Raw genomic sequence first — 11,805 nt, forward strand, 5'->3', positions numbered from 1 at the left:
AAAATTATGTAAAATTAGATTGACTAATTTCTAATATTAAATTCATGAGGGGATGATGGACAATATTTCATTAGGAGTAATGCTCGCAGATCTACGAGAACAAATGGGATTAACTCAAGATGATATTGCCAATAAAATTCATGTGCGAAAAACTGTGATTGACGATATAGAAAAAGACCTGTTACCTCATGCCCCTCTTGTTTTTGTAAAAGGTTATATTCGTTCCTATGCTGAGATTGTCGGCCTATCAATCGAGCAGTATCAACCGTATATCAATGAGTTAAATAATCAATCCAAAATTCAACAAAAGAAAGCTCAATCCAAAATGTTTATAACAAAAAAAACAAGTAAAATACCTTTTCTTTTTATTGGTATATTTTTTCTTCTTTGTGTTCTTGGTATAGCTTTATATTTTATGAATCAAGATAATAAAAATCATTTTGTTGAAGTCAATCATTATGTTTCTCCATCTTCTGTTAATCATGTCAATAGTTAGCAAATTTTCTTATTCTCATACAGACATTTGCTCTAAATCTTGTTAAGATTGCTGGCTAGTTATTTTGTAATATAATTAGGCGTATTATGAGTCATCAGGATTCACCTATTGTTAGACGAGAATCTACCCGAATTTATGTCGGCAGTGTGCCCATAGGGGGGGGAGCTCCTATATCTGTTCAATCGATGACAAATACTCGTACAACAGATGTTGAAAAGACTGTCGCTCAGATTCGATCGCTTGAACGTGTAGGCGTCGATATTGTGCGGGTATCCGTTCCAACGATGGATGCTGCTGAAGCGTTTAAATTGATTAAACAACAAGCTAACGTTCCGCTTATTGCTGATATTCATTTTGATTATCGTATTGCATTAAAAGTGGCTGAATATGGGGTTGACTGTTTAAGAATTAATCCAGGTAATATAGGGAATGAAACAAGGATTCGCGCCGTTGTTGATTGTGCTAAAGACAAAAATATTCCTATACGAATTGGTGTTAATTCTGGATCGCTTGAAAAAGATATTCAAGAAAAATATGGTGAACCGACACCACAAGCGATTGTTGAATCAGCGATGCGTCATGTGGACATACTTGAACGATTTAATTTTGACCAATTTAAGGTAAGTGTGAAAGCATCAGACGTGTTTACTGCTGTTGATGCTTATCGCTTATTAGCTAAGCAAATTAGGCAGCCACTGCACTTAGGTATTACTGAAGCTGGTGGTTTCCGTAGTGGTGCAGTTAAATCAGCAATAGGATTAGGTTTATTATTATCAGAAGGGATTGGCGATACACTTCGTGTATCTTTAGCAGCCGATCCGACTGAAGAAGTAAAAGTGGGATTTGATATTTTAAAATCACTACGTATACGGTCTCGTGGTATTAATTTTATTGCTTGTCCAACTTGCTCTCGCCAAGAGTTTGATGTGATTAATACAGTCAATAAATTAGAACAACGATTAGAAGATATTATTACACCAATGGATGTGTCTATTATTGGTTGTGTGGTTAATGGTCCTGGTGAGGCTTTAGCTTCAACCATGGGAGTTGCTGGCGGGCATAATAAAAGTGGTTTTTATGAAGATGGTGTACGTATTGGCCGTATTGATAATGAACAAATGATTGATGAATTAGAAGCTAGAATTCGTGCTAAAGCATTAATATTGAAAAACAGAATTGCAGCAACTGAATTATAATTTTATTAGATAGCGAATAAATAAATGACAGAGAAAAAGATCCAATCTATACGAGGGATGAACGATTTACTCCCAACAGATAGTGCAAGTTGGCAACAAATTGAAAAAATCGTTAAAGGTGTATTAAATAGCTACGGCTATAATGAAATAAGAACACCAATAGTTGAAGATACCGCACTATTTAAGCGAGCAGTGGGCGAGGTTACCGATATTGTTGAGAAAGAGATGTATACTTTTAATGATCGTAATGATGAAAGTATCACTCTACGCCCTGAAATTACTGCAGGCTGTGTTCGTGCAGGTATTGAACATGGTCTATTTTATAATCAAGAGCAACGTCTTTGGTATTTAGGACCAGCATTTCGTTACGAAAAACCACAAAAAGGGCGTTATCGTCAATTTCACCAGTTTGGTGTTGAAGTCTTTGGGCTTGAAGGACCGAATATTGATGCGGAAATTATCCTTTTAACGGCACGCTTTTGGAAAGCGTTAGGTCTTGAAAATCATACGTCTTTAGAACTCAATTCAATTGGATCACTTGAAGCAAGAGCCAATTATCGAAATGCACTTGTTGCTTTTCTTGAGCAATATAAAGACAAATTGGATGAAGACTGCTTACGTAGAATGTACACTAACCCGTTACGCATACTTGATTCAAAAAATCCAGTTGTTCAAGAGCTACTTAATCGAGCTCCAAAATTGTTTGATTATTTAGATGAAGAATCGAAACAACATTTTGAAGGATTATGTCGTCTACTGGATAATGCAGGGATAAAATATAATATTAACCAACGATTAGTTCGAGGTTTAGATTATTACAACCGTACCGTATTTGAATGGGTAACTAGTAGCTTAGGTGCACAAGGTACTGTCTGCGGAGGGGGGCGTTATGATGGGTTAGTGAGTCAACTTGGTGGACAACCGACGCCGGCGGTTGGTTTTGCAATGGGGGTTGAGCGTTTAGTATTATTGGTTCAAGCCGTTAACCCATCACTAAATTGTAATAATTCAATTGATGTGTATATGATCTCATCAGGTGATGAAAAGACCATTTCAGTTGCACAAAATATTGCTGAATTATTACGAGATAGTCTACCTAATTGGCGAATTATGACAAATTATGGTAGTAGTAATTTTAAAAAACAATTTACCAAAGCTGATAAATTAGGTGCTAAAATAGCAATTATTATTGGCGAAAATGAACTCGCTAATCAGTCTGTAATGGTTAAAAATTTACAAACAGGTGAACAAGTTGAAGTAGCACAAAAAGAAGTTGTTCAAACTTGTTTAGCGATTAAGTAAAGAATAGGAGAAAAACGTGAGTCATCAGTTATCGAGTGAAGAACAACTTGAAGAGATAAAAGGATTTTTTACTAAAAGATGGAAAATTATAGTTGCCGTTCTGGTGATCGGATTGTTGGCTTTTTATGGTTGGCATTATTGGCAGTCATATAAAGCTGAAAAGGCAATTGAATATTCAGATAAGTACGAGCAACTAATTGCTGAGTTAGATGGTACTAAAACAGATTCTGTTAATGAATTAGTCTCTTTTGCTAAAGACAACGACACGATCTACAGTGTTTTTGCTTATTTGCGTGCAGCTAAATTTTATGTTGAAGTTTTAAAAGACTACCATGGTGCCCAAGCCTTATTGGCTGATGCATCAAAGAAAACTAACTCAGAACCAATTAAAACGATTATTAACATTCGTATCGCACGATTACAATATCAACAAGGTCAATATCAAGAAAGCTTAGCTTCGTTAAGTCATGTCACTAACGAAAGTTGGGGAGCGGTAATTAACGATCTTAGAGGCGATGTCTTGGTTAAAATGATGCGTTATGCTGATGCTGTCGATGCCTATAACGTTGCGCTAACCTCTTCACTAACGCCAGATTTAAAAGAAACCATTAAAATGAAGCTGAATCAAGCTGAATATTTAAAAACAAAGCAACAAGCTGAACAAGAAGCCCAAGCCGCCAAAGAAAAGGCGGAACAAGATGCTCAGGTGGCTAAAGAAAAAGTCGAACAAGAGGCTAAAGCAAAGCAAGCTGTAACAGAAGAAAGTAAAAATTAATTTATCCTGCTGCTATAAGGGGCTATACAATGAAGTTATCTAAATGTTTTTTTACTGGTGTTTTTATGTTTTTACTTGCTGGATGCTCTTTATTCGGTAAAGAAGAAGATATTGTTCAAGTTTCACCATCACCGAAGGTAAACAATCAGTTTCCTGTTCAGCAAATCTGGAAAAATAGCACTGCAGGCAATACTCATATTTATTCATTATTAGGTCCGATTAATTATGATAATGTTATTTATGTAGCTAGTCGTAGTGGGCAAGTTAAAGCTATTGACTTATCAAACGGCAAAACATTGTGGGACGTAAATCTATCAAAAAGTACGCTTTTTAGTAGTAAAACAGCACTATTTTCAGGTGGCGTAAGTGCTGACGATAAATATGTTTATGTTGGCAGTGAACGAGCTATTGTGTATGCATTAGATCGTCAAGACGGAAAAGTAGTATGGGAAAAACCAGTAAAAGGCGAAGTGCTTGCTCGCCCTGTATCTTCTGAAGATAAATTAATCATTCACACAGCAAGTGGCATTCTTCAAGGTCTAAATCGTGATACAGGTGATAATTTGTGGGATGTATCCTTAGAAGTTCCGGCATTATCGTTACGAGGTAATTCGACGCCAACAATTGCGCATGGAGCTGCGATTTTTGGTGATGACAATGGGCGAGTAAATGCTTACTACATCAATGATGGTCAATTAATTTGGCAGCAACGAATTTCGCAGCCATCGGGCTCTACTGAAATAGCAAAATTAAATGATGTTGATTCAACTCCTGTCGTTGAAGGGAATTTAGTTTATTCAGTTGGTTATAATGGTAGTATTGTTGCACTTGATTTAAGTGATGGTCAACCAGTTTGGCGTAAAGATCTTGGCTCTATTCATAGCTTTGCTGTTGATACCAATCGATTATTTGTTATTGATCAAAACGACAACGTTCAAGCTATTGCAAAAAATGGTGGGGCAGTGCTTTGGACTCAATCAGATCTTAGTCATCGTCAGTTAACCGATCCGATTCTTTACCAAGGTTATGTTGTGTTTGGTGATTTTGAAGGTTACCTATATTGGCTAAATGCCGAAAATGGCGAGCTTGTCGCAAAAACACAAGTAAGCAGTAGCGGATTAATATCTAAACCATTGGTAGTAGGCAATAAAGTCGTTGTTCAAGCCAAAAATGGTGATATTTACGCCTTTACAAAGAATTAATACATAAAAAGTTATTTAGAGAAAAAACATGGTACCTGTTGTAGCACTTGTTGGTCGTCCAAATGTTGGAAAGTCGACTTTATTTAATCGGTTAACAAGAACCCGAGATGCATTAGTGGCGGACTTTCCTGGATTAACGCGTGATCGTAAGTATGGACGAGCAGAAATTAAGGGCCATGAGTATATCTTGATTGATACGGGCGGTATTGATGGCACTGAAGATGGGGTTGAAAGCTTTATGGCTGAACAATCCTTACAAGCCATAGAAGAAGCTGATATTGTTCTTTTTTTGGTTGATGCTAGAGCTGGAGCAATGCCAGCCGATCATGCTATTGCTAAGCACTTGCGTTCTCGCCAAAAAGCCACTTTTTTAGTTGCCAATAAAATTGACGGAATTGACGCTGATAGTGCAATCTCTGATTTTTATGGTTTAGGATTAGGCGAAATCTACCCAATAGCAGCCAGTCATGGTCGTGGGGTCAGCTCATTAATTGAAACTGTATTAGATCCTATTTTTCAGTTTGATGATGAACAAAATAGCGATTTTGATGGCGATGAACAACCAAACAACTTAGATCCGTTTTGTGATGATTCTGAATTCGATAATACAGAATCATTAATCAACCAGCCTATTAAAGTAGCGATAGTAGGTCGTCCAAATGTCGGTAAGTCTACACTAACTAATCGTATTTTAGGGGAAGAGCGAGTCGTTGTTTATGACATGCCTGGCACAACGCGCGACAGCATTTACATACCAATGACGCGGGATGAACGTGAGTATATCTTGATTGACACGGCTGGTGTGCGTAAACGCGGAAAGGTCACCGAAACGGTTGAAAAATTTTCTGTCATCAAAACCTTACAAGCGATTGAAGATGCCAATGTTGTTATTTTAGTCATTGATGCCAGAGAAGGCATTTCTGATCAAGATTTATCATTATTGGGCTTTATTATCAATAGTGGGCGCTCACTTGTTATTGCAGTTAATAAATGGGATGGTTTGTCTCAAGATATCAAAGAACAAGTTAAAACGACACTTGATGATCGGCTTGATTTTATTGATTTTGCACGTGTGCACTTTATCTCTGCACTTCACGGTAGTGGCGTTGGTAACTTATTTGACTCAATTCAAGAAGCCTATGATTGCGCAACTCGACGAGTTAACACGGCATTATTAACCAAAATTATGCAAATGGCGCAAGACGATCACCAACCACCATTGGTAAAAGGGCGCCGAGTTAAATTAAAATATGCTCATGCAGGTGGCTATAATCCACCTATCGTTGTAATTCATGGCAACCAAGTTGAAGATTTGCCAGATTCTTATAAGCGTTACTTGATGAACTATTTTAGACGTTCGTTAAAAATTATGGGTTCACCTATTCGAATTCAGTTTAAAGAAGGCAACAATCCATTTGAGGGTAGAAAAAACAGCTTAACCGCATCACAACAGCGCAAACGCCGCCGATTGATGAAACATGTGAGAGGGCGAAAATAGTTTATGTCAAAACAACAAATAACAGTTGAAAGCGGACAAGAAGGCATTTGTCCAAAATGCCATCATAAAATGACAATCATCTCACCACAACATTATCAATGCCCTCAGTGTCAGCAGCATTATCTTGAGCAGTACATCTGCCCTATTTGTCACCAATCTGCTCAAATAATTAAAGGCTGTGGGGCAATTAACTATATTTGTCATACTGATGGTTTAATTTCCAGCAGTAAGGTGATATTTCATTATTTACCAGAATAGAAGACTTTATTTATATTAAAGCCATAAGAGGTTATTTTATGCGAATTATTTTATTAGGAGCACCAGGAGCAGGCAAGGGGACGCAAGCACAATTTATTATGCAAAAATATGGGATCCCCCAAATTTCAACTGGTGATATGCTACGCGCAGCAGTAAAAGCAGGCACACCACTGGGTTTACAAGCTAAAGAACTCATGGATGCGGGTAAACTTGTTACCGACGAATTAGTAATTGCGTTAGTTAAAGAGCGCATTGCACAAAGTGATTGCGTCAATGGCTTTTTGTTAGATGGATTTCCTCGCACCGTGCCACAGGCTGATGCCATGAAAGCTGCGGGTATTAATGTTGACTATGTACTTGAATTTGATGTACCTGATGCAGTGATAATTGATCGTATGAGTGGACGTCGAATTCATGCACCTTCTGGTCGGGTTTATCACGTTCGTCATAATCCACCTAAAGTTGAAAATATTGATGACATTACTGGCGAACCGCTGACAATTCGTAAAGATGATAATGAAGAAATTGTTCGTAAACGTCTTATTGAATATCACGATCTAACTAAACCACTTATTAGTTATTATCAGCATGAAGCCAAAGAAGGACGTACACAATATTTCCGAGTTGATGGCACACAAGCTGTTGCTGATGTAACCAAAGAGTTAGCTAACATTTTAGGATAATTTGTTTATTAATTAAAAGAGCAAGGCTGTGAACTATCTTGCTCTTTCCCTTTCAAACTGGTTTGCATTGTTGCTTATATAGCAAATGCTTATATAACAAAAAGTGAAACCATAACGCAAATACCGTCAAAAAACGTTCAGTAAAGTTATTGATTTTATTCAATTTTTTTTGATGTGTTTTTCTCTATAAAAGTGAAAAATTTTATTCAAAAGTTAGTCTGAAAAGCAATTGATTTTATTGAGGTTTTTATTTTGGTTGTGTTGAATAAAATAGCGCTTTATCAATAACAATAAAACGCCATTTTGAGTAGAAAAGCAAAACGCTACAAAACCATTCTTACAATATCGATTTCGCCCAATTCTTTATAAAGATTCTCGATCTGATCAATATGCGTTGCATTGATGGTAATTGAAACTGAATGGTAATTACCTTTACTGCTCGGTTTAATTGATGGCGTATAATCACCTGGAGCATGCCGCTGAATAACAGATACCACTTTGTCGACAAGCTCTGGTTTAGCTTCTCCCATAACTTTATAAGTAAAAGAACATGGAAACTCTAATAATTCATTTAATTTTGTTGATTGCATAATTTTATTTTCTCAGTTACTGATTGGATATATTGGCATCAAGGATCATTAGTATATAGGCGGTTTAGTATTCTTCAAGTAACGAACAATAAACATCGCTTTTTAAAGTATATATTTTGAGCTATGATAAGAAAATTCTAACATAGTGAAATAAACGTATCTTGCTATTTACTATAAGGCTAAAACATTATGTCATCTAATTCCAATCATAAAGAACCTTTCGGCACATTATTAGGTTATGCACCAGGCGGTGTTGCTATTTATTCATCTGATTATGAAACATTAGATAAAAATCAATATCCAAATGATGCGTCATTCCGTAGCTATTGTGGATATGAATATATGGGCTACAAATGGCAATGCGTTGAATTTGCAAGACGATTTTTATTTTTAAATTATGGCATTGTTTTTACTGATGTGGGAATGGCACATGAAATTTTTTCACTTCGTTTTTTAAGACAAGTTGTTAATGAGGCTATTTTACCTTTACAAGCATACGCTAATGGCAGTAAAAAAATGCCAGAGGCGGGCTCGTTATTGATATGGGATGATGGTGGCGTGTTTGATCGTACAGGTCATGTTGCGGTTATAACCGAAGTATTTGAAGACAAAGTACGAGTAGCAGAGCAAAACGTTATCCATATGCGACTACCTATTGGTCAACAATGGACGCGAGAACTAAAGATGACTGTAACAAGTGAAGGTTATCAATTACATGATACGTTTGATGATACTAAAATCTTAGGGTGGATGATCCAAACAGATGACACAGCACATAGCTTACCACAACCAGCAGTGCCTAGCCCATTACTGACTATTCATAGCGCTCACCTTAAAAATGAAGGGCAATTTGATAAAAAATGGCTGAATGAATTAGAACCCTTAGATAATGCCTATGTGTTAGCTGCAGGTCATGCTATTAGTCATGATGATCATTATCGTTATTTCATAATTTCGGAAAGTGCTGAACAAGAATTAATTCGAGCCACCAATGAATTGCATTTAATGTATTTACATGCGACCGACAAAGTTTTAAAAGATAATGATTTATTGAGGAATTTCAATATTCCCGAAATACTTTGGCCAAGATTGAGGCTTTCATGGCAGCAACGCCGTTACCAAATGATAACTGGACGATTAGATTTTTGTATGGATGAACGAGGCTTAAAAGTGTATGAATATAATGCTGATTCCGCCTCGTGCCATACTGAAGCGGGAGATATTTTACAAAAATGGGCTATTCAAGCTGGATTAAATCGAGGAACTAACCCTAGCAGTGGTTTACTCAACGCCTTAGCTAACTGTTGGCGACATAGCGATGCCCAACCTTTTGTACATATCATGCAAGATAATGATAGTGAAGAAAATTACCATGCATTATTTATGCAAACAGCGCTTACTCAGGCCGGATTTGATAGCAAAATCTTGCGAGGACTCAATGGGTTAAGATGGGATAAACGTGGTCAACTTGTGGATGATGAAGACCGTCAAGTGACCTGCGTTTGGAAAACATGGGCTTGGGAAACGGTATTAGAGCAACTTCGTGAGGAAAGTGAAGCGCAAATTGCAGGCATACCAATTCGCACTTGGCATCCAGAAAATACAGTCAGGTTAATTGATGTATTATTGCGACCAGAAATCTCAGTTTTTGAGCCATTATGGACGGTAATTCCAAGTAATAAAGCTATTTTACCTGTATTATGGTCACTGTTTCCAAATCACCGTTATTTATTAGAATCCACATTTGAACTCAATGAAAGCTTAATTAAAAAAGGTTATGCTGTTAAACCAATAGCAGGACGCCGTGGAAGTGATATTCAATTAGTCAGTAATCAAGAACAGATCCTTGATAAAACAGTTGGACGTTTTGCTAAACAAGAAAACATTTACCAAGAGCTATGGTGTTTACCAAAAGTCGAAGATCGCTACCTACAGCTATGTACTTTTACTGTTGGTGGACATTATGGTGGAACTTGCTTACGCTCCGATCCTTCTTTAGTTATAAAAGGTGAAAGCGATATGCAACCATTGCGTGTATTAACAGATGATGAGTTTTTGAAACAATCTTGTGAAAAAGTTTCAGGAGAAGTACGTGTTTAAGTATAAAAAGGACTTGTTAGTTATTGCTAATTGATTATAAAATAAGTATAAATCAATTAATTATTAGTATTTATTTATAATTTATACAAGTTGGTCTATTTATGACACAACCTAACAAAAATATGCTTAACACTCATAATGTCTATAATGATATCAATTACAATAATGGTGTTTTCTGTTAAACTTGTTTTTGTTGTAAAAAAATGTTAAGAAATAAAAATAATGTAAAAAATAGAAAGGAATATATGGCAAATACATTACTTAGAAGTGGCGATATCAAAGATTTCAAAATGTTGGGATATGATGGTAAAGCAGCTTATTTGGTAGCGACTCAAATTCGTGAAATGTTTAGAGTTAAACTGGGTAAGCAGTATGCCGATTATTTAGCCATTCCTCAGCGTAATGATCAAGGTAATATTATTGATTGGTATATTCCTTTTGATTCAAATCAGCCTGATGGTCAATATGATATTATTCCTTGGACATCCGCTAGCGAATCAGAGCAGGAATCAGCGCTGATTTTGCTTAAAGAATTTGAACATAAAGTCATGAATTTGGGTAAGCAATTAGCTAGCAACCCAAATTTAGATGGCGATCAACTGCTTTTTAGTCGACTTATTTATGATCCCAAAAATAGCGTCGATAATGCTGAATCTAATTTGATGGCAATCCGTTTTCCAAGTAATCAGTTTGTTTACATTGTTAATGGTCAACCTGTCATTACTTTTTGGGGCTTTGTACATCCTCAAACGCCTCAAGTTAATTCACCATTCTATTGTTTAGAACCAGTAAAAAAAGTCACACCAGCAACCGTTGTTACCCCACCACCGATACCTGAACCGTTCAAAACCAGACCATGGTGGAAACGTTGGTGGGTATGGTTATTAGGCTTATTACCTTTGTTATTGCTTCTTTTAGCCTTCTTTTTATTACGAGGCTGCTGGTTAAATCCTAAAATATCGGTTAATCCGTCATTATCGTTACCTGAAAATGGTAATGTCAGTGTACCTGTTGTTAATGATGAAAAAAAGGTTGAAAAAGAACCAGAACGAGAGTTAAAAACTGAAAATGTTGTGGTAGATAATCATTTGGGTGTTGCAGGTAATGGCATAGTAAATGGTACAATTCCAGTTGATGCTAATGGGATTGCTAATAGCACTAATACCGCAGGTGACGTAGTTGATCATTCAGCAACTTCTGACAACTCAAATAATAGCGATAAAGGTAATGATATGCCAACCCCTGATGCTCAAGATAATAGAAATGAGCAAAATAGCACTGTTCCAACATCTACATCATCAGATAATGTTAATCCTGCTGTTGATCAAACAAATAACTTAGCGCTACCTGCTGATGCAATAAAAGAGGGGTCAACAAAATTCTTAAATGGCCAATGGTCTGTCAATGGTGGTATTCAAGACAAAGCTACAGGTAAGCCATTGCAATTAAGTTATAACTTTAACGATGGAAATGGCGAGGTCACAGTAACACGTAGTGATGGCGTGAAATGTGTCGGTAAGGTTGGTACAAATATCAAAGATACTCATTTAACTATTGCGGGTAACAATGAAACGATTTGTAGTGATAATAGCAAATATCAACTACCAAACATTCAATGCACACCTGGCAACAATAATAAAGCTAATTGCCAAGGAATTTATAATAATGGGACTTCATTCCCAATAACGATGAAAAAACAATAAAG

General features: G+C 36.5%; 11 protein-coding genes. 10 read left to right on the plus strand and 1 reads right to left on the minus strand.

Annotated elements, in window-relative coordinates; all coding sequences use genetic code 11:
• Nucleotides 1-52 precede the first annotated feature (52 nt).
• The 8 genes from A9G35_RS08115 to adk all read left to right on the plus strand — a co-directional run bounded on the left by A9G35_RS08115 (nucleotide 53) and on the right by adk (nucleotide 7,410).
• The gene (locus tag A9G35_RS08115) at nucleotides 53-496 is read left to right on the plus strand and encodes a helix-turn-helix domain-containing protein (RefSeq protein ID WP_081300169.1); all 444 of its coding nucleotides are present in this window, start codon (nucleotides 53-55) and stop codon (nucleotides 494-496) included.
• Nucleotides 497-582: 86 nt separating this feature from the next.
• Nucleotides 583-1,692, plus strand: a complete 1,110-nt coding sequence (gene ispG / locus A9G35_RS08120; RefSeq protein ID WP_065636431.1) for a flavodoxin-dependent (E)-4-hydroxy-3-methylbut-2-enyl-diphosphate synthase — start codon at nucleotides 583-585, stop codon at nucleotides 1,690-1,692.
• Between the two features lie 24 nt (nucleotides 1,693-1,716).
• Nucleotides 1,717-2,994: a histidine--tRNA ligase gene (hisS, locus tag A9G35_RS08125; protein ID WP_065636432.1), complete on the plus strand. Its 1,278-nt coding sequence runs from the start codon at nucleotides 1,717-1,719 to the stop codon at nucleotides 2,992-2,994.
• A gap of 16 nt (nucleotides 2,995-3,010) precedes the next feature.
• A complete protein-coding gene (locus tag A9G35_RS08130; RefSeq protein ID WP_065636433.1) occupies nucleotides 3,011-3,769 on the plus strand; it encodes a YfgM family protein in 759 nt (252 codons plus the stop codon).
• Nucleotides 3,770-3,798: 29 nt separating this feature from the next.
• Nucleotides 3,799-4,971, plus strand: a complete 1,173-nt coding sequence (gene bamB, locus A9G35_RS08135; protein WP_065636434.1) for an outer membrane protein assembly factor BamB — start codon at nucleotides 3,799-3,801, stop codon at nucleotides 4,969-4,971.
• 28 nt (nucleotides 4,972-4,999) lie between these two features.
• Nucleotides 5,000-6,469, plus strand: coding sequence for a ribosome biogenesis GTPase Der (der, locus tag A9G35_RS08140; protein ID WP_065636435.1), 1,470 nt, complete (start codon nucleotides 5,000-5,002; stop codon nucleotides 6,467-6,469).
• A 3-nt stretch (nucleotides 6,470-6,472) separates the two neighbouring features.
• Nucleotides 6,473-6,727 carry a YfgJ family double zinc ribbon protein gene (locus A9G35_RS08145; RefSeq protein ID WP_065636436.1) on the plus strand — a complete coding sequence of 85 codons (255 nt, stop codon included), beginning with the start codon at nucleotides 6,473-6,475 and terminating at the stop codon, nucleotides 6,725-6,727.
• A 38-nt stretch (nucleotides 6,728-6,765) separates the two neighbouring features.
• Nucleotides 6,766-7,410: an adenylate kinase gene (adk, locus tag A9G35_RS08150; protein ID WP_065636437.1), complete on the plus strand. Its 645-nt coding sequence runs from the start codon at nucleotides 6,766-6,768 to the stop codon at nucleotides 7,408-7,410.
• A gap of 323 nt (nucleotides 7,411-7,733) precedes the next feature.
• On the opposite strand, the gene ybeD is transcribed toward adk, so the two are convergent.
• Nucleotides 7,734-8,000 carry a DUF493 family protein YbeD gene (gene ybeD, locus A9G35_RS08155; protein WP_065636438.1) on the minus strand — a complete coding sequence of 89 codons (267 nt, stop codon included), beginning with the start codon at nucleotides 7,998-8,000 and terminating at the stop codon, nucleotides 7,734-7,736.
• Between the two features lie 189 nt (nucleotides 8,001-8,189).
• Between ybeD and gss the strand changes: the two genes are divergently transcribed.
• Both gss and A9G35_RS08165 read left to right on the plus strand, forming a co-directional pair.
• Nucleotides 8,190-10,100 (plus strand): bifunctional glutathionylspermidine amidase/synthase, encoded by a 1,911-nt coding sequence (gene gss / locus A9G35_RS08160; RefSeq protein WP_065636439.1) that lies wholly within the window; start codon nucleotides 8,190-8,192, stop codon nucleotides 10,098-10,100.
• A gap of 245 nt (nucleotides 10,101-10,345) precedes the next feature.
• Nucleotides 10,346-11,803, plus strand: a complete 1,458-nt coding sequence (locus tag A9G35_RS08165; protein ID WP_065636440.1) for an SrfA family protein — start codon at nucleotides 10,346-10,348, stop codon at nucleotides 11,801-11,803.
• Nucleotides 11,804-11,805 lie beyond the last annotated feature (2 nt).

This window comes from Gilliamella sp. Choc5-1, from assembly GCF_001690595.1.
GTDB lineage: Bacteria > Pseudomonadota > Gammaproteobacteria > Enterobacterales > Orbaceae > Gilliamella > Gilliamella apicola_M.

What these genes read in the sequence shown, in the direction of transcription:
- A9G35_RS08115 (WP_081300169.1), top strand. Translation starts at nt 53, where the DNA reads ATGATGGACAATATTTCATTAGGAGTAATGCTCGCAGATCTACGAGAA.
- ispG (WP_065636431.1), top strand. Translation starts at nt 583, where the DNA reads ATGAGTCATCAGGATTCACCTATTGTTAGACGAGAATCTACCCGAATT.
- hisS (WP_065636432.1), top strand. Translation starts at nt 1,717, where the DNA reads ATGACAGAGAAAAAGATCCAATCTATACGAGGGATGAACGATTTACTC.
- bamB (WP_065636434.1), top strand. Translation starts at nt 3,799, where the DNA reads ATGAAGTTATCTAAATGTTTTTTTACTGGTGTTTTTATGTTTTTACTT.
- der (WP_065636435.1), top strand. Translation starts at nt 5,000, where the DNA reads ATGGTACCTGTTGTAGCACTTGTTGGTCGTCCAAATGTTGGAAAGTCG.
- A9G35_RS08145 (WP_065636436.1), top strand. Translation starts at nt 6,473, where the DNA reads ATGTCAAAACAACAAATAACAGTTGAAAGCGGACAAGAAGGCATTTGT.
- adk (WP_065636437.1), top strand. Translation starts at nt 6,766, where the DNA reads ATGCGAATTATTTTATTAGGAGCACCAGGAGCAGGCAAGGGGACGCAA.
- ybeD (WP_065636438.1), bottom strand. Translation starts at nt 8,000, where the DNA reads ATGCAATCAACAAAATTAAATGAATTATTAGAGTTTCCATGTTCTTTT.
- gss (WP_065636439.1), top strand. Translation starts at nt 8,190, where the DNA reads ATGTCATCTAATTCCAATCATAAAGAACCTTTCGGCACATTATTAGGT.
- A9G35_RS08165 (WP_065636440.1), top strand. Translation starts at nt 10,346, where the DNA reads ATGGCAAATACATTACTTAGAAGTGGCGATATCAAAGATTTCAAAATG.